Source organism: Chitinimonas lacunae, assembly GCF_042650885.1.
Classification (GTDB): domain Bacteria; phylum Pseudomonadota; class Gammaproteobacteria; order Burkholderiales; family Chitinimonadaceae; genus Chitinimonas_A; species Chitinimonas_A lacunae.
In genome coordinates, this window is record NZ_JBHSBU010000001.1 from 1,098,628 (window position 1) to 1,116,395 (window position 17,768).

The 17,768-nt window shown below is 67.1% G+C and carries 12 protein-coding genes; 10 read left to right on the forward strand and 2 right to left on the reverse strand.

Going from position 1 to position 17,768, the window contains the following annotated elements:
* Window positions 1–103: 103 nt before the first annotated feature.
* Complete coding sequence (locus ACFOW7_RS04790; RefSeq protein ID WP_378161611.1) at window positions 104–1,195, reverse strand: 3-deoxy-7-phosphoheptulonate synthase; 1,092 nt, start codon at window positions 1,193–1,195, stop codon at window positions 104–106.
* Window positions 1,196–1,220: 25 nt separating this feature from the next.
* On the reverse strand, window positions 1,221–3,206 hold the full coding sequence (locus tag ACFOW7_RS04795) for a TonB-dependent receptor domain-containing protein (RefSeq protein WP_378161614.1): 1,986 nt from the start codon (window positions 3,204–3,206) through the stop codon (window positions 1,221–1,223).
* Window positions 3,207–3,542: 336 nt separating this feature from the next.
* Here ACFOW7_RS04795 and ACFOW7_RS04800 point away from each other — a divergent pair, with 336 nt between their 5' ends.
* The 10 genes from ACFOW7_RS04800 to ACFOW7_RS04845 all read left to right on the forward strand — a co-directional run bounded on the left by ACFOW7_RS04800 (window position 3,543) and on the right by ACFOW7_RS04845 (window position 17,764).
* Window positions 3,543–4,745, forward strand: coding sequence for an isochorismate synthase (locus ACFOW7_RS04800; RefSeq protein WP_378161616.1), 1,203 nt, complete (start codon window positions 3,543–3,545; stop codon window positions 4,743–4,745).
* A complete protein-coding gene (locus ACFOW7_RS04805; RefSeq protein WP_378161618.1) occupies window positions 4,742–6,379 on the forward strand; it encodes a (2,3-dihydroxybenzoyl)adenylate synthase in 1,638 nt (545 codons plus the stop codon). Before ACFOW7_RS04800 ends, ACFOW7_RS04805 begins: the two co-directional genes overlap by 4 nt.
* A gap of 72 nt (window positions 6,380–6,451) precedes the next feature.
* Window positions 6,452–7,333, forward strand: a complete 882-nt coding sequence (locus ACFOW7_RS04810; protein ID WP_378161620.1) for an isochorismatase family protein — start codon at window positions 6,452–6,454, stop codon at window positions 7,331–7,333.
* A gap of 366 nt (window positions 7,334–7,699) precedes the next feature.
* Entirely contained in the window at window positions 7,700–11,623 is a 3,924-nt protein-coding gene (locus ACFOW7_RS04815) for an amino acid adenylation domain-containing protein (protein ID WP_378161623.1), read from the forward strand.
* Between the two features lie 15 nt (window positions 11,624–11,638).
* Window positions 11,639–12,466 (forward strand): siderophore-interacting protein, encoded by an 828-nt coding sequence (locus tag ACFOW7_RS04820; RefSeq protein ID WP_378161625.1) that lies wholly within the window; start codon window positions 11,639–11,641, stop codon window positions 12,464–12,466.
* Between the two features lie 606 nt (window positions 12,467–13,072).
* Complete coding sequence (locus ACFOW7_RS04825; protein WP_378161627.1) at window positions 13,073–13,996, forward strand: ABC transporter substrate-binding protein; 924 nt, start codon at window positions 13,073–13,075, stop codon at window positions 13,994–13,996.
* A 25-nt stretch (window positions 13,997–14,021) separates the two neighbouring features.
* Window positions 14,022–15,050, forward strand: coding sequence for a FecCD family ABC transporter permease (locus tag ACFOW7_RS04830; RefSeq protein ID WP_378161629.1), 1,029 nt, complete (start codon window positions 14,022–14,024; stop codon window positions 15,048–15,050).
* Entirely contained in the window at window positions 15,047–16,099 is a 1,053-nt protein-coding gene (locus ACFOW7_RS04835; protein WP_378161631.1) for a FecCD family ABC transporter permease, read from the forward strand. The genes ACFOW7_RS04830 and ACFOW7_RS04835 overlap by 4 nt, the downstream gene beginning before the upstream one ends.
* Window positions 16,100–16,101: 2 nt before the next feature.
* Window positions 16,102–16,926 carry an ABC transporter ATP-binding protein gene (locus ACFOW7_RS04840; RefSeq protein ID WP_378161633.1) on the forward strand — a complete coding sequence of 275 codons (825 nt, stop codon included), beginning with the start codon at window positions 16,102–16,104 and terminating at the stop codon, window positions 16,924–16,926.
* 61 nt (window positions 16,927–16,987) lie between these two features.
* Window positions 16,988–17,764: a 2,3-dihydro-2,3-dihydroxybenzoate dehydrogenase gene (locus tag ACFOW7_RS04845; RefSeq protein WP_378161635.1), complete on the forward strand. Its 777-nt coding sequence runs from the start codon at window positions 16,988–16,990 to the stop codon at window positions 17,762–17,764.
* Window positions 17,765–17,768: the final 4 nt, after the last annotated feature.

Below are 17,768 nucleotides of genomic sequence, written 5' to 3' on the forward strand. Positions count from 1 at the left end.
TGGTTGAAAAGGATAGTTTCATGCATTGAACACAGTAAAACTGTCCCGCAAACGAAAAAGCCGCCGGCGCGGCATGATCCGCGTCCGGCGGCAACAGACCGAATCAGGCAGCCTGACGTCGGCTCCGTGCCTCGCGCAGCTCGGCGGCTGCGCGGCGCAGCATGTCTTCGGTGGTCGCCCAATCGACGCAGGCGTCGGTGACGGAACAGCCGTAGCGCAATTGCGAGAGATCAGCCGGAATCGGCTGATTGCCTGCCTCCAGAAAGCTCTCGACCATCGCCCCCACAATGGAACGGTTGCCCCGGCACAATTGCTGTACCACGTCGTCCAGCACCAGCGGCTGCATATCGTGCCGCTTGTACGAATTACCGTGCGAGCAGTCGATCACGATATTGGGCTGCAGACCGGCCTTGACCAGGGCCTTCTCGGCCATGGCGACACTGACCGTATCGTAGTTGGGCCGGCCACCACCGCCACGCAGCACCAGATGGCCGTAGGCATTGCCGCGACTGCGCACCACAGCGGCCCGGCCTTCGGCGTCGATGCCCAGGAAGGCATGCGGCCGCGACGCCGAGACGATGGCGTTGACCGCGGCCTCCACCCCGCCGTCCGTACCGTTCTTGAAACCGACCGGCATCGGCAGCGCCGAGGACAGTTCACGATGGACCTGCGACTCGGTGGTACGGGCACCGATGGCGGCCCAGCTCACCAGATCGCCCAGATATTGCGGCGAGATCGGATCGAGCACTTCGGTCGCGGCCGGCAGGCCCATCTCATTGACCCGGAGAAGAAAACGCCGGGCCTGGGCCATGCCGTCGGCGATCCGGAACGAATCGTCCATGCCCGGATCGTTGATCAGCCCTTTCCAGCCGGTAGTGGTGCGCGGCTTTTCGAAATAGGCGCGCATCACCAGGAAGAGCGTGTCAGACAACTCCTCGGCCAATTGCTGTAGCCGCCGGGCATAGTCGAGTCCGGCATCGATGTCGTGGATCGAGCACGGACCGATCGCCACCAGCAGACGCGGATCGCGCCGCGTCAGAATCTCGGCCAGCGTCTGCCGTCCCGCCGCCACCGTGGCGGCAGCGGTGGCGCTCAGCGGCAGCCGGGCGCGCAGCGCCGCAGGCGACGGCATCGACTCGAACTCGGCCTGATGGAACACGGCGGCATCAGCAATCGCGAGTGTTTCTCTTTTCATCGCTCCTCCTCCCGACCGAACGGTCTTAGAAACGCAGACCCACGGTCAGACGGACATCACGACCCGGCTCAGGCAGACCTGCCACGGCGCCCCAACGGGCGCTGTAACCGAAGCTGCCCTGGTCATAGTAGAACTTGTCGAACACGTTCTTGACCGTCAGGGTGGCGTTGAAGTCTTCCTTGCCCGTCGGCAGCCAGCGCACATAGACGTCATGCACGTCATAACCCTTCTTCAGCGCCGACGGCACCGACAGATGCTTCAGGTCTTCGGCCAGACGGCCGGTCCAACCGAACTTCAGATGTTGGGCCGGCAGCGCGTAGTCCACCTGGGCCACCCAGGTACGACCGGTCGAGGTGCCCAGCAGCAACACATCGGCATCGCCGAGCGCCTGGTTGTTCAGCTTGGGACGGGCGTAGGACATGCCAAGGCTCGCCGACAGTTGCTGATCCTGGTAGGCCACGCTGGCGCTATAGCCCGGCACGCGCAGATCGCCCAGGTTCTCGCGGAAATCGTCGTAGCCGATGTAGTGGCGGATATTCTGCCGGTAGATGGCAGCGTTCACGGTCCACGGACCTTGTTGCCATTGCAGGCCCAGCTCGGAATTGCGGGCTTTCTCGGCTTCGATCTGGCTGGCGTTGGCCTGGTGCTGCTTGAGGAAGGGCTCGACCACGCCGACGCCACGCAGGGCACGGGCATGGCTCAGACGCAGGGTCAGGCTGTCGATCGGCGAGAAGGCGATGCTGGCGCTGGGCGAGAAGCTCTTGGACTCGTAGTTGCGGCCCAGCATATCGCGGTAGTCGTAGCGGTCGTAACGGGTACCGGCGCCGAGCAGCCACTGGTCGTTCAGAGCATATTCATCCTGAATATAGAAACCGTGGACCGTGGCCCGCTCATCGGCGAGCGAATTGCCGGCGATATTGGCGTAGCCGATATCGCGGCGGTAGTCGTAGCCATAGCTCAGCTTATGCTCGCCCAGCCGCGACACATTGCCGAGATTGAAACCCCGGCTGCGCGTGCCGACATGCTCGCGGGTCGGCTTGCCGAGACCGAGCCAGGCCGAGTTGTCGTTCAGATAGGCCACCAGATGGAGCTTGAGCAGCGGGTTGCCCGAGTTGAAATCGTAGTTGAGGGTGGTCGATTCGCGCTCGAAACGCTGCCGCTCGACCGGGTTGAATGCAGCCGGCAGCAGGTTGGTGCGCTTATTGCGCAGACCCTCGTCCTCATATTCGGAATAGGCCAGCTCAAGCCGATGGCCCTGGGCCGGGCGGGCGCCCAGCTTGATGAAGCGGCTTTCCACGTCGGTTTCGCTATTGGCGACCCGCCGACCGTTGCCGTCGCGGTATTCCTTGCTGTCGAGCTGACTCACCCCGGCCAGCAGATCGAACTGTTCGCTCAGGCGGCCAAACACATTGCCGCTGAGTTTCTTGCCCTTGCTATTGCTGAAGTAAGCACCCTTGACCAGGCCACCGATGCGCTCGCCCGGTCGCAGCAGATCGTCGGCGCTCTTGGTGGTCAGGCGGATGGCGCCGGCCAGGGCGCCGGGACCTGCCGTCGCGGCACCGGTACCGGCTTCGACTTCGACGCGCTTGAGCAGATCGGGATCGACCATAATCTGGCCGCTATGGTGATAGGCCGATTCAGGTTGGGCGGCGCCGTCGATGGTGACGGTCAGCATCCGTTCGCCCAGGCCGCGCACAAACACCTTCTGCGCGACCGGCAGGCCGCCGGCCACATTGACTTCGGGAATCTGCTTGAACAAGTCCTGCACGCTGGTGGCTTGCTGCACTTCGATCCGGTTGGCGCGCACCACGGTATTGGTGTCGCTGCCGCGCTCGGCCGTCACCAGCACCGGGTCGAGCCGTTCCTGCTCCTGCTTCGCTGCTTGGGTTTCTTTATTTTCTTTGCGCTCGGCTTCGGCGGCATGGACAGCCTGACCGGCAAAGGCAACGGCCAGGGCCAGCGATAGCGGCTTCAAGGCGCCGCCCAAGGAATCACGGAGGAAATCGGACATATTTCTTCTCGGTAGTTAGATAAAAGTCGTTCGCCTGACGCTCGGGGCAGCGGGCGCGGCGGAACCGCAAGCAGCTCCGGCTTTGCGGCAGCAGCGCCCTGTCCTACCGCGCTGTCTGCCAGGTGATGTCGGCGGGCATCATGCCAACTCCGCAAATGAGAGTCAATCTCATTATTGTTGATAGCAATTCTTGTTTTCGTTTAGCATACGCCCCGACTCGTCCCGTCAGCAGACCAGACCGACCCCGTGCGCAGGATCGACAAACTGGTGTTGCCGACGTTCTTTCGCGATGCCAAGGACGCCTGCCCGAAGCGCCCGGCAACAAGGAAAACTCCCATGAACGATATACTTCGCGACTCTTCCCTGGCCGCTCCGCGCGCGGTCGATCTGCTACAGCACTACCAGCCGGGCAGTACGCTGTTCGCTTCGTCTCGCCAGACTCTGCTGGCCGAAGGCGTCGACACCCTGCTTCCCCAGGCCGACCACGCCAGCATGGCTGCCGAGGCCATGGCGCATCTGGCCGAGCGGCGGGCAGCAGGTGAGCGGCGGCCGGTGGCACTGGGTGCCCTGCCGTTCCGGCCCGACGCGCCGGCCCGGCTGTGGTTGCCACGGACCACCCTGTTCGGCCAGGGGGTCGAAGCGGCCGAGATTGCGCACGCCCCGGCCCAGCCGGGCGGCCGCCGGGCCGGGACGGTGACGGCACTGCCAAGCCCGCAACGCTATCAGGACAATGTGACACGCGCCCTGGCCGCCATCGCTGCCGGTGAATTCGAGAAAGTGGTGCTGTCGCGCTCGCTGCAAGTCGAGGCCCAGATCGACCTGGCCGCCTTGCTGCAACGGCTGGCCCGGCGCAATCCGATCGGCTACACCTTCGCCTTCGATCTGGCCGACCGGCCAGCCAGCCGCACCCTGATCGGCGCCAGCCCCGAGCTGCTGCTGGCCCGGCGCGGCCGCCGCGTGGTGTCGCACCCGCTGGCGGGGTCGATCCCGCGCAGCGCCGATCCGGTCGAGGACGCGCGCCGCGCCGCCGGCCTGCTGCGCTCGGCCAAGGACCGCCACGAGCATGCGCTGGTGGTCGACGCCGTGGCTGCGGCACTGCGGCCGTTCTGCCGGGAACTCACGGTGCCGGCCGAGCCGACCCTGCTGTCCACCCCGACCATGTGGCATCTGGGCACCGAAGTGGCCGGTCAGCTCGACGACCCGACGGTCAGCTCGCTGCAACTGGCCCTGGCGCTTCACCCGACCCCGGCCGTCTGCGGCCATCCCACCGCGCCTGCGCGCGACTTCATTCAGGCGGTCGAAGGCTTCGACCGTGGTCTGTTTACCGGTCTGATCGGCTGGTGCAGCGACGATGGCGACGGCGAATGGGCCGTGACCATCCGCTGCGCCGAAGCCCACAAAGACAGGGTATCGCTCTATGCCGGCGCCGGCATCGTCGCCGGTTCCGACCCGGCGCTCGAACTGGCTGAAACCGCCGCCAAGCTGCGCACCATGCTCAATGCCATGGATCTGGAATCGGCTCTGGAACAACAACTATGACACTGCAACACCCCAGCCCCCTGCCCGGCTTCACCCCCTGGCCCGAGGAATTTGCCCAACGTTACCGCCAGCAAGGCTATTGGACCGGCCAGACCCTGGGCGACATGCTGCGTGAACAGGCCCGCCGTCACCCCGAGCGGATCGCCCTGGTATGCGGCCAGCGCCGTTGGGACTACGCCGAATTCGACCGCCGCGCCGACCAGCTCGCGGCCGGTTTCGCCCGGCTGGGCATCGGCGCCCGTGACCGGGTGGTGGTGCAACTGCCCAATGTGGCCGAATTCTTTACGGTGTGCTTTGCCCTGTTCCGCCTGGGCGCCCTGCCGGTCTTCGCCCTGCCGGCCCATCGCCGCACCGAGATCGGCCATTTCTGCCGGTTTGCCCAAGCCAAGGCCTATGTGATCCCTGACCGCGATGGTGGTTTCGATTACCGCAGCCTGGCCCGCGAAGTGGGTCCGGAAGCGCCGACCCTGCAACATGTGGTGGTGCTCGGCGAAGCCGAGGAATTCGTGGCGCTCGATTCGCTCTACGACGCGCCGCGCGAGCTGGTCGGCCCCAGCGCTGACGAGGTCGCCTTCTTGCAGCTGTCGGGCGGCAGCACCGGCCTGCCCAAGCTGATCCCGCGCACCCACGACGACTATCTGTACAGCGTGCGCGCCAGCGCCGACATCTGCGGGCTCGATCAGGACACGGTCTATCTGTGTGCGCTGCCGGTCGCCCATAACTTCCCGCTCAGTTCGCCTGGCACGCTCGGGGTGTTCCACGCCGGCGGCCGGGTGGTGCTGGCACGTCGTCCCAGCCCCGATGATGCTTTCCCGCTGATCGAGGCGGAACGGGTGACGCTGACGGCGCTGGTGCCGCCGCTGGCGATGGCCTGGCTCGATGCGGCCAGTTCGCGCCAGGTCGATCTGTCGAGCCTGCGTCTGCTGCAAGTCGGTGGCGCCAAGCTGGGCGCCGAAGCGGCACGCCGCGTACAACCGGTGCTGGGCTGCCGCTTGCAGCAGGTGTTTGGCATGGCCGAGGGCCTGGTCAACTACACCCGCGCAGACGATCCCGAGGAAATCGTCTTCGAGAGCCAGGGCCGGCCGATTTCGCCGGCCGATGAAGTCCGGGTGGTCGATGACGACGACCGCGATGTCGCCCCGGGCGAAACAGGCCATCTGCTGACGCGCGGCCCCTACACCATCCGTGGCTACTACCTGGCTCCGGAACACAACGCCCGCGCCTTCACTTCCGACGGCTTCTACCGCACCGGCGACCTGGTGCGCCTGCTGCCAAGCGGCCATCTGGTGGTCGAAGGACGGGCCAAGGACCAGATCAACCGCGGCGGCGACAAGGTGGCAGCGGCCGAGGTCGAAGACCATCTGCTGGCCCATCCGGCCGTGCACGATGCAGCCGTCGTGGCCATGCCCGACGCCTATCTGGGCGAACGCAGCTGCGCTTTCGTGATCGCCCGCGACACCCCGCCGCGAGCGATGGAGCTGCTGCGTTTCCTGCGGGAGCGCGGCATGGCCCAGTACAAGATTCCGGACCGGATCGAGTTTATCGACCACTTCCCCAAGACCGGGGTAGGCAAGGTCGACAAGCGGGCGCTGCGTGAACGCATCGCGGCGCTGCTGGCTCAGCAACCGGCCTAACCGGCATGCCGGTCCCGACCGGACCGGCACTCTCCCTTTTCGTTTTTACCGTCGCAGGACCGATTTTTACCGATGACCATCCCGACCATTGCCAGCTATCCGATTCCCACCGACTTGCCGCAGAACCGGGTGAATTGGCTGCCTGACCCCAGCCGTGCCGTGCTGCTGATCCACGATATGCAGGAATATTTCCTCGACTTCTACGACAGCGCCGCCGCCCCGATCCCCACCTTGATCGAACATATCCGCCAGTTGCGCGAAGCCTGTGACGCTGCCGGTGTGCCGGTGGTCTACACGGCCCAGCCCGGTGAGCAGTCGCTCAAGGATCGGGCGCTGTTGCAGGAATTCTGGGGTCCGGGCCTCACTGCCCGCCCCGAGCGTGCCCCGGTGGTGGCTGCCCTGGCGCCGCGTGCCGGCGATGTGGTGCTGACCAAATGGCGCTACAGCGCTTTCGCCCGCACCGATCTGGCCGAGCGGATGCAGGCCTGGGGCCGTGACCAGCTGATCGTGTGCGGCGTCTACGCCCATATCGGCTGCCAGGTGTCGGCGACCGAAGCCTTTATGCGCGATATCCAGCCGTTCATGGTCAGCGATGCGGTGGCCGACTTCTCGCTCGACAGACATCTCCAGGCGCTCGACTATGTGGCGCAACGCAGCGGCGTGGTGCTCGACACCGCCAAGACGCTCGCATGCCTGCGCCCGGCCGCAGCCGCCGAGACGCTGCCGGCCAACCCGGCCGCCCTCAAGGCCGACGTGGCAGCCTTGCTGCAAATCCCGGCCTCCGATCTGCACGACGACGACAATCTGCTGTTCGCCGGTCTCGATTCGATCCGCCTGATGAGCCTGATCGAGCGCTGGCGCCGTGCTGGCGCCACCCTGGCCTTTATCGATCTGGCCGAGCGGCCGACGCTACAGGACTGGTGGCAACTGCTCGAAGCCAGCCAGCAGGGTTGAGCGAGATTCTCTTTACTGCTGGTGTCCATCCTCATGTCTGCCCAGGCTGCATCAGTCATGCATCCTGGCCTCGGTTCCCGCTATGGTTTGCGATGGAGAGGACAGTGGATAAGTGGCTGCGGCCGATTTTTTTTTGGACGCCAGGCAGAAGGAAAATTGATGGCAGATTGAGCGTCCGGCCTGACCGGACGCCCGTGGCGCCTGTTTCCCCTGCCATGCCTTGTCCGGCTTGGTGGCTGGTGCGGCACAGGCGCCTCGAACGATTTTTACGGCGGGCCGACTACAGATGGTCCGCGCCGGCGTGGGCGATGCCGCCCCGCCGCCCATTCCGCAGCGGAACGGGTTCCTTACAGCGACAGGTATCAGATGGAACAGCAACAAACGGCCACAGCGGCCGACCGGCTGCCCTTGTCGGCGGCCCAGTACGGCATCTGGCTCGGCCAGCAGCTCGACCCGGCCAGCCCCGCCTATCTGACCGCCGAGGCGATCGAACTGCGCGGTGCGCTCGACGAGGCAGCGTTTCTGGCGGCCGTGCGCCGCACGCTCGACCGTTGCGAGGCGCTCCATATGCGCTATCGCAGCGACGGTGAATCGGTCTGGCAGACCCACGAGCCGCGCCATGACTGGCCGCTGCCCTGTCCCGACCTCTCCGCCGCCGCCTCGCCCTGGCAGGCAGCCCAGGACTGGATGAGCGCCGATCTGGCCCAACCGGTCGATCTGGCCGACGGCCCGCTGTTCGCCACCGCCTTGCTGCGGCTGGGGCCGGAGCGCCATCTCTGGTATCTGCGCATCCACCATGTGGCCTGCGACGGCTTTGGCTATACGCTGCTGTCGCGCCGGGTGGCCGCGCTCTATGCCGCGCTGCGCCAGGGGGTGGCTGCACCGGCCGATCCCGAATGGCGGCTGGCGCCGGTCGTCGAGGAGGATCGCCGCTACCAGGAATCCGCCGCCGCCGAACGCGACCGCGCCTTCTGGCTGGCCCAGGCAAGCGACACCCCGGCTCCGTTCACCCTGGCTCCGCCCGCGACCATCGCCCATACGGTGCGACGCCGCCATGGCGCCCTGACCCCGGCTCTGCAAGCCCGCTGGCAGGAAGCCGCCGCGGCCGCCGGTGTCGACTGGGCCGCCTGGCTGATCGCCGCCATCGCAGCCTGGCTCCATCGTGAAGGCGGTACGCGCGAATTGACGCTGGGACTCCCGGTCATGGGCCGCCTGGGCTCGGTGGCGCTGACCATCCCCTGCATGGCAATGAATATCGTGCCGCTGCATCTGCGGGTCGATCCGGCCGGCAGCCTCAGCGATCTGGCCCGCCATACGGCTGCCGCGATGAAGGCGCTGCGGCCGCACCAGCGCTACCGCTACGAGCGGCTGCGTCACGATCTGGGTCTGGTCGGCAGCAGTCGCCGCCTGTTCGGCCCGGTGATCAATCTGATGCCGTTCGACCGCCCGCTCGACTTCGGTGGCCTCGAAGCGCTGTCGCATCCGGTGTCGGCCGGCCCGGTCGAGGATCTGTCGATTACCGTGGCCGTCCGCGCCGACGGCATCCGACTCGACTTTGAAGCCAACCCCGACGCCTATGACGCCGCCCGGCTCGATCAGGCGCGCGAGACGCTGATCGAGGCACTGGACAGGCTGACCGCCGCCCCCGACCGTCCCATCGGCGACGTGCTGGGCGCTGCCGCGCCGGCTGCCCAGGCGCTGCTTGCCGGCGAATCGCTGCCCGGCCGGCCGGCGCGGGTGCTCGATCTGCTGACGGCCCATGCGCTGACTTCGCCCAACCGTATCGCGCTGGAGCAGGACGGTGAGCCGGCACTCAGTTACGGCGAACTGCTTGCCCAGGTGCAGGCACTCGCCGGCCGGCTGCACGCCCATGGGGTGAAGGCCGATGACCGGGTCGGCATTCTGTTGCCACGCTCGTCCGATAGCGTGATCGCCCTGCTGGCCACGCTATGGGCCGGTGCAGGCTATTTGCCGCTTGACCCTGAGGGTCCGACCACCCGGCTGGCGGCCTTGCTCGAAGACGCCAAGCCGGCGCTGGTACTGACCCGGCGCGATCAGGCCGCCCGGCTGCCGCAGGGGGTGGCGCACTGGTGTCTCGACGAAGCCGCGCCGGCGGCCAAACCGCTTGAACTGGCGGTTCCGGTCGACGACAGCGCACTTGCCTATGTGATCTACACCTCCGGCTCGACCGGCAAACCCAACGGGGTAATGCTGGGTCGTGATGCACTGGCCCATTTTGTGGCCGGCGCCGGCGCGCGTTATCAGATGCGTGCCGACGACCGGATGTTGCAGTTCGCCCCGCTGCATTTCGACGCCAGCGTCGAGGAAATCTTCCTGCCGCTGTGCCACGGCGCCACCGTGGTGCTGCGCACCGAAGCCATGCTCGAATCGCTGCCGCGCTTTATCGCTGCCTGCGCGCGGCTGCGCATCAGCGTGCTCGATCTGCCGACCGCCTTCTGGCATGAATTGACCTATAGCCTGGGCAGTCACGATGCCTATCTGTCCGACAGCATCCGCCTGGTCATCATCGGCGGCGAAGCGGCGCTGGCCGAACGGGTGGCGCGCTGGCGCAGCGCGGCGCCGGCCTCGACGGTGCTGCTCAATACCTATGGTCCGACCGAAACCACGGTGATCTGCACCACGGCCGAGCTGGCCGGACCGCAGGCCATCGACTGGCAAGGCGACAGCGTGCCCATCGGCCGCCCGCTGCCGGGATTGACGGTCGCCGTGGTCGACGAGTCGCTGCGCCCCGTCGCCCCCGGCATGCCCGGCGAGCTGTGCCTGCTCGGTGGCGCGCTGGCACGCGGCTATCTGGGCCGCGATGCGCTGACCGCGACCCGCTTCGTCCAGCTCCATGCCCTGCCCGACGCGCCGCGTGCCTACCGTACCGGCGACCGGGTATTGCTCGACGGGCAAGGCCAGTTGCGCTACCTGGGCCGGCTCGATGATGAATTCAAGATCAGCGGCCACCGGGTCGATCCGTCCGAGGTGGAGACTGCGCTGTTGGCCTATCCGGGCATCCGCGAAGCTGCCGTGGTCGGCCTGACCCAGCCAGGCGGGCTCAAGCGTCTGGTGGGTTTCCTGGTCGGCGACGCAACCGACCCGGCGCCGCTGCGCGCCTTCCTGGCCGAACGCCTGCCGGCGGCGGCCGTGCCGTCCCAACTGCTGTGGCTGGAGCGGCTGCCGCGCAACGCCAATAACAAGATCGACCGGGGTGCATTGCGTCAGCTGCCGCTCGATGACGAGGACGAGGCCATCGTCGCCACCGAACTCGAACACGCCGTGATGGCCGTCTGGCGCGAAGTGCTGGGCTGCGGCCGTCTCGGCCCCGAGGCCGATTTCTTTGCCTTGGGCGGCCGCTCGCTCCAGGCCATCCAGGTCGCCAACCGCCTGAGCACCCGGCTGGGCCGCGAAGTCCCGATGTCCTCGCTGTTCCGCCATCCGACCGTGGCCGCACTGGCCCAGTCGCTCGGCACCACCACGGGCCGCAAGCCGCCCACCGAGGAAAGCGGTGCCGAGTTCGCCCCGCTTCTGACCATCCAGGAAGGCGAGGGACGGCCGCTGTTCTGCATCCACCCGGCCGAAGGTCTGTCCTGGTGCTACCTGGGTCTGGCCAATTCGCTGCCGGGGCTGGCGATCCACGCCTTGCAGGCCCGCGGCCTGAGCGGGGCACTGCCCGACTCGTTCGAAGCGATGGCAGGCGACTATCTGGCGCAGATCCGGACGATCCAGCCCGAAGGCCCGTATCGGCTGCTGGGCTGGTCGGCCGGCGGTGCCGTGGCGCAGGCGATGGCGGTACAATTGCGCGCCGCCGGCGAGGCAGTCGAATTGCTGGCGCTGCTCGATAGCTACCCCAGCATTGCCTGGCAACACCGCCCGGCTCCCGCCCGGCGGGAAGCACTCGAAGCGCTGCTCGATGTGGTGGGCGACCCGCCCATCGGCGCCGATGGTCAAGCGCTGACCGAACCGGAAATCCTGGCCCGGCTGCGCCGTCCCGGCAGTCCGCTGGCAGGTTTCGACGCCGCACGGATCGAGAATCTGACCGAAGTGGCGCTCCACACCATGCGGCTGTTCCGCACGGCCGAAGCCAAGCATTTCGACGGTGATCTGCTGCTGTTCCGCGCCCTGCGCCGCCCGGCCAGCGCGCCCGACTGGGAGCAGTGGACGCCCTATATCGGCGGTCAGATCGAGCGCATCGATATCGACAGCAGCCACGCCGGCATGACCCAGGCCGCACCGCTGGCCCGGATTGGCCGTCTGCTGGCCGAACGGCTTGGTTGTTCCGCATAAGAAAAAAGGATTGTCATGAGCACCGAAGCTACGCCACGCCGCACCCCGCCACGTCTGTTGCGGGTCCGGCGCATCCGTCAACTGAGCCCGCAGATGCGGCGTATCACCCTGGCCGGCGAAGCGCTGGCCGGCTTTCCCGTCGGCAGCGACGGCGCGCATATCAAGCTGATGCTGCCGCGCGCCCACCAGATCGAACCGGTGCTGCCGACCCTGGGTCCCGACGGCCCGATCTGGCCGCCGGCCGACCAGCGTCCGATTACCCGTACCTATACCGTCAGCCGCTACGACGAGGCGGCCGGTGAACTCGACGTCGATTTCGTGCTGCACGGCGACGACGGCCCGGCTTCGAGCTGGGCGCTGCGTGCCCAGTTGGGCGATGCGATCGGCGTGGCCGGTCCCGGAGGTCCCGACCGCTTCATGGCCGGTGCCGACTGGTATCTGGTGGTGGGCGACCCGAGTTCGCTCGCCCTGGTCCACGCCGTGCTGGCGGCGCTGCCAGCCGATGCCCAAGGTCAGGTACTGATCGAAGTGCCGGATGAAGCGGAAATCCAGCCACTGACCGCTCCGCCGGGCGTCGCCGTGCGCTGGCTGTCGCGCGAAGGCGGTCATGCGGGCGAAAGTACCCTGTTGATCGACGCGCTACGCCGGCTCGACTGGCCAGACGGCAAGGTGTCGGTGACGCTCGCCGGCGAAAACGCCCAGGTGGTGGCGATGCGCGATTTCCTGCTCAAAGAGCGCGGCGTGCCGCGTCAGGCCATGTATGCCGTGCCCTATTGGAAAGACCGCCACACCGAGGAGGCTTACCACGAAGAGCGCCACCGCATCATGGACGAACTGGCCTGAGCGCCGGTACGGCTCGCCACGGAGAGGGGCCGTGGCGGGCCGTTTTTGCCCCATCGGCGCTTAAATATCCGTTTATTAAAATTTTCTGAAAATTATCTGCAAGACTGGTAGCGACTTATAGAGATTAAGGAACAATACTCGCCACTCCAGGTGCCGTGAGACCGAAGGCCCTAACGCCCCATTGTTGACGTCCTCACGGCTTGCTCCACGGAGCGTGTCCGACCCGACAGCGCATGACACCGCTTTGCCGCTAACGGCACCTCACAGGGGGCGATGGTTCGGCAAATGGGAATCGGCCGCCATGCACCGTTTGCGTCCGATCTTCTCACCACCTCGGACGGTGACAAATGGGACGCATCGAAACATCAGGCGGATCAGTCAAAACCGCAAATAGAAATTTTTGCGAAAAACGTCTGCAAGACAAATAGCCGTTTTTGTAAAAAATTGAATAGAATCCAGCGGATTTTTCGCACAGGCTCCATTTCCAGCGTCCCAAGGCGAACTCCAGCCCGTGCCCTGGCGGCTGCGGCGATCGCTGAACCGAGCCTGGAGGGAGCGCTTACAATCCGCCCCTCGATTTATTCCCGTGAGCAAGGAAGTCGTTCGATGAGATCGTTGTTATCCGTTCTGCGCGGGTCCGCGCTGGCCCTGTCTGCCCTGCTCTGCCTGCCGTCCTGGGCTGCCGACCGTAGCGTGGTCGATGCCAGCGGCGCCACCGTCACCGTACCGGACAAACCGCAGCGACCGCTGGCCCTGTCGGAACTCGACCTCGACGCCCTGTTGGCGCTCAAGCTGACGCCGGTGGGGACGGTCAAGGGCCGTGGTCAGGACACGGCACCGCGCTATCTCGGCCCGGCGGCCGCCCGCGTGCCGCTGGTCGGCGGTTTCGGCGCGCCGGTGCTTGACCGGGTGATTGCCTTGCAACCCGATCTGATCCTGGCCGGCGGCATTCCCGACCCGGAACTGCTGGCCCAGCTCAAGCGCATTGCCCCCACCGTGATCACTTACCGGCTCGGCGAGGACTGGAAAGCCGCGTTCGAGCGCATCGGCCGGCTGGTCAACCGCGCGCCGCAGCATAGGGAATTCATGACCGGCTACCAGAAGCGTGTCGAGGAAGTCCGCACCCGACTCGGCAAGCAGGCCAGCGCCACCGTCAGCGTGGTGCGCTGGAACCCGCAGGGACCGGCTTATATGCTCAAGGATTCGTTCGCCAGCCTGGTGCTGGCCGATCTGCAACTCAAGCGGCCGGCCAGTCAGCTCCAGCCGGGCGTCGCCCATTCCCAGCCGCTGAGTCTCGAAGCGCTTGATCGGATCGACGGCGACTGGCTGTTCATCGGCACGCTGTCGCCGACCGGTCAGGCGACCGAAGCGCTCAATACGGCCCGCCAATCGCCGGCTTTCCGCCAGCTGCGGGCGGTGCAGCAGCAAAGGATGGTCGGGGTCGATGGCTCGCTGTGGACCAGCCTGGGCGGTCCGCTGGCAGCGCTGACGCTGCTGGGCGATGTGGACCGTGCCATGGCCGGGCGCTGAGGGCAGTGTTTCTTCTGGAGTCCCCATGATGTTCTCGATTCGCCGGCCCCGGTCGGCGGTGCTATGGCTGGCAGCGGCACTGGCCCTGCCGGCCCTGGCCTTGCTGGCGCTGGTGCAAGGGGCAGGTTCGACCAGCGTCGGCGATAGCCTGGCCTTCCTGTTCGGCGCGCCGGCGGCGCGTGCCGACCTCCATCTGCATAACGTGATCGTTTCGCTGCGGCTGCCGCGCATGCTGGCAGCGCTGCTGGTCGGCAGCGCACTGGGCGTTGCCGGTGCGCTGATGCAGGCCGTGACGCGCAATCCGCTGGCCGAACCGGGTCTGCTTGGCGTCAACGCCGGCGCCGCGCTGGGCGTGGTGGTGGGTATCGGCTGGTTCGGCGCCGAAAGCGGTCCGGGCTATCTGGTCTGGGCGGGGCTTGGTGCCTTGCTTGGCAATGTCTGCGTACTGGGCGCGTCCCATATCGGCCATGGCCGCACCGATGCACCCTTGCGGCTGGTGCTGGCCGGAGCGGCGCTCGGCGCCACCTTCCATGGCCTGGCGTCGGCGATCCTGCTGAGCCAGCCGACCGGTTATGACCAATACCGTTTCTGGGTGCTCGGCTCGCTGTCGGGCATCACGTCGATGATGACCGGCTGGACCGCCATTCCGGTCATCACCGGTCTGATCTTCACCGCCCTGCTGGCGCGTCCGCTGTCGGCCCTGCTGCTGGGCGACGAAGTGGCCAGCGCACTGGGGCACCGGCCCCGGCTGCTGCGGCTGATGGCGGCGCTGACGGTGACGCTGTTGACCGGCAGTGCCGTGGCGCTGGCCGGACCTGTGGCATTTCTGGGGCTGATGGCACCGTTTCTGGCGCGCGGCCTGGTTGGCAGCAGCCTGCCGGCCCAACTGGCCCTGTCGGCCTGGCTGGGCGCCAGTCTGCTGTTGCTGGCCGATCTGGCCGCGCGTTATGTGGCGCAGCCGTTCGAGACTCCGATCAGCGTCCTGACCGCCCTGCTGGGCGCTCCGCTGCTGGTCTGGGTAGCCCGCAGCCAACGTGACGGGAGCGACGCATGAGCCAGTCCACCGTTCTTGAACCGGGCCTGCGCGCCCTGCGGTGTGGTGCCTACTCGCTGCTGCTGCCCACCCGGCCGCTGTGGAGTGCGTTCGGCTTGGCCGTGACCCTCCTTCTCGCTTTCTGTATTGCCCTGTTGGCCGGCTCGACCTGGCTGAGTCCCGCTCAACTCCTGACCGCCCTGACTGGCGATGGCACGGGCGGCACGGCGCTGCTGATCGAATTCCGTCTGCCGCGCGTGCTGGTGGCCGTGCTGGGCGGCGCGGCGCTGGGGATGGCCGGCTGTCTGATCCAGGCGCTGATGCGCAACCGGCTGGCTTCGCCCGATCTGCTGGGCGTGGCCGACGGCGCGACCTTTGCCGTGCTGCTGGCGCTGATGGCCAGCCCGACCGGCATGCTCGGTCCCTGGTGGGTCGGCCCGCTTGGTGCCATCGCGGCCGTGACGCTGCTCGTTGGCGCCGCCGGCCGGCTTGGCACGCGCGGCCAGCGGGTGCTGGTGGTGGGATTGGGCTTGTCCAGCCTGCTGCGGGCGCTGACCGAACTGGCCTTGTCGCGCGAAAACCTGATGCATGCCAATGCGCTCTATAGCTGGAGCATCGGCAATCTGGCGGGCCGCAGCATTGAATCGGTCTGGCCGCTGGCTGCCACCCTGACCCTGCTGTTGCCGCTGGCCGCCTTCAATGCCCGCCGACTGGCCTTGCTGCGTTTCGATAGCGAGGTGGCGGCCACGCTGGGCCTGCCGGTACGGCGGACCCAGTGGCAGGCGCTGGCGATGGCCGTGCTGCTCGCCGGGGTCGCGGTCGGCGTGTGCGGCCCGATCGCCTTCGTGGCGCTGGCGGCACCCGTTCTGGCCGAACGGCTGGCCGGCGGCGGTCGTATCGCCCCGATCGGCGCAGCACTTGCTGGTGCCAGCCTGGTCGTCCTCGCCGATACCGTCGGCCGCACCACCCTCGCCACGGCTGAACTGCCCGCTGGCGTGATCTGCAATCTGCTCGGCGGCCCCTTCCTGCTCTGGCTGCTGCTGAGCGACAACTCGGCAAAGGAAGATTGAACATGACCCGGCTGCTCGTGGAACAGGTCAGCGCCCGTCATCGCAGGCATGCGGTCCTGCACGGGGTAGACCTTACCGTCGCCCCGGGCCAGGTGGCCGTGATCGTCGGTCCCAACGGCTGCGGCAAGTCAACCTTGTTGCGCTGTATCGCCCGATTGCATCGTCCCGAACATGGCACGATCCGGATCGATGGCGACGATCTGTGGAAGCTGTCACCGCGCGAAGCCGCCCGCCGACTTGCCCTGTTGCCGCAATCGCCACAGGCACCGGAAGGCATGACGGTCAGCGGCCTGGTGCGGCATGGCCGCCATCCGCATCAAGGGCTATTCCGCCAATGGTCGGCCGAGGACGAACGTGCCGTGCAGCGCGCACTCGACGCCACCGGCACGCTCGATCTGGCCACCCGGCAACTCGATGAATTGTCGGGCGGTCAGCGTCAGCGCTGCTGGCTCGCCATGGCCCTGGCGCAGGAAACCCCGCTTTTATTGCTTGACGAGCCGACCAGCATGCTCGACCTGGGTCATCAGGTCGAAGTCCTGAGCCGGATTCGCCATCTGGCCGCCGGCGGCCGCAGCGTGGTGATCGTGCTGCACGATCTGATCGCCGCGGCGCGGTATGCCGATCAACTGGTGGCCATGCGCGACGGCCGGATCGTGGCAGCCGGCCGGCCGCGCGAAGTGGTGACGCCGGCATTGGTGCGCCAGCTCTACGATATCGACGCCGATGTGCTGACCGCCCCGGGCGACGGTACGCCGGTAGTGGTGCCGATGGCGGGCCACCCTCTGCCCGTCAGCAGCCCGCTTGTGCCGGCCTTGGCCACCGTCTGAGGCCGCTGCGGCCGGGTCCAGTCATCTTGAATCAATCCGTGAACTGCAAAAGGACTAAGCGATGGAATTCCAGGGCAAGGTAGCACTGGTGACGGGCGCCGCCCAAGGTATCGGCGCCGCCGTGGCACGCATGCTGGCCGGACGCGGGGCCAAGGTCGCCCTGCTCGACCGGCAGGCCGACGCCGTCGAAGCCGTGGCGGCCAGCCTGCGCGTCGATGGCCGCCGCGCGCTCGGTTTCGGTGTCGATGTCACCGATGCCGAACGGGTACGGCAGATGATCGACGTGGTCGAACAGGAACTCGGGCCGATCGATGTATTGGCCAATGTGGCAGCCATTCTGCGGATGGGACGGATTCTGGAATTGTCCGACGCCGACTGGGACGACACCTTCTCGGTCAATGTGCGTGGCGTCTTCAACGTCAGCCGTGCCGTCGCCAACCGGATGGTGCAACGGCGCAGCGGTGCCATCGTCACCGTGGCCTCCAACGCCGCCGATGTGCCCCGGATGAAAATGGCCGCCTATGCGGCCTCTAAGGCCGCTTCAGCCCATTTCACCCGCTGTCTGGGGCTTGAACTGGCCGAGTACGGCATCCGCTGCAATGTGGTGTCGCCCGGCTCGACCGATACCGCGATGCAGCGCCAGCTGTGGACCGGCCCGGAAAGCGAGCAGGCAGTCATCCGCGGTTCGCTCGACGACCACCGTCTGGGCATCCCGACCGGCCGGATGGCCAGCCCCGAAGATATCGCCGAAGCGGTCTGCTTCCTGGCCTCCGACCGTGCCCGCCAGATCACCATGCACGATCTGCGCGTAGACGGCGGCGCCACGCTGGGCGCCTGAGCCC

Coding starts and splice junctions, on each gene's coding strand:
- ACFOW7_RS04830 (WP_378161629.1), top strand. CDS start 14,022: ATGATGTTCTCGATTCGCCGGCCCCGGTCGGCGGTGCTATGGCTGGCA.
- ACFOW7_RS04825 (WP_378161627.1), top strand. CDS start 13,073: ATGAGATCGTTGTTATCCGTTCTGCGCGGGTCCGCGCTGGCCCTGTCT.
- ACFOW7_RS04795 (WP_378161614.1), bottom strand. CDS start 3,206: ATGTCCGATTTCCTCCGTGATTCCTTGGGCGGCGCCTTGAAGCCGCTA.
- ACFOW7_RS04805 (WP_378161618.1), top strand. CDS start 4,742: ATGACACTGCAACACCCCAGCCCCCTGCCCGGCTTCACCCCCTGGCCC.
- ACFOW7_RS04815 (WP_378161623.1), top strand. CDS start 7,700: ATGGAACAGCAACAAACGGCCACAGCGGCCGACCGGCTGCCCTTGTCG.
- ACFOW7_RS04845 (WP_378161635.1), top strand. CDS start 16,988: ATGGAATTCCAGGGCAAGGTAGCACTGGTGACGGGCGCCGCCCAAGGT.
- ACFOW7_RS04800 (WP_378161616.1), top strand. CDS start 3,543: ATGAACGATATACTTCGCGACTCTTCCCTGGCCGCTCCGCGCGCGGTC.
- ACFOW7_RS04820 (WP_378161625.1), top strand. CDS start 11,639: ATGAGCACCGAAGCTACGCCACGCCGCACCCCGCCACGTCTGTTGCGG.
- ACFOW7_RS04810 (WP_378161620.1), top strand. CDS start 6,452: ATGACCATCCCGACCATTGCCAGCTATCCGATTCCCACCGACTTGCCG.
- ACFOW7_RS04790 (WP_378161611.1), bottom strand. CDS start 1,195: ATGAAAAGAGAAACACTCGCGATTGCTGATGCCGCCGTGTTCCATCAG.
- ACFOW7_RS04840 (WP_378161633.1), top strand. CDS start 16,102: ATGACCCGGCTGCTCGTGGAACAGGTCAGCGCCCGTCATCGCAGGCAT.
- ACFOW7_RS04835 (WP_378161631.1), top strand. CDS start 15,047: ATGAGCCAGTCCACCGTTCTTGAACCGGGCCTGCGCGCCCTGCGGTGT.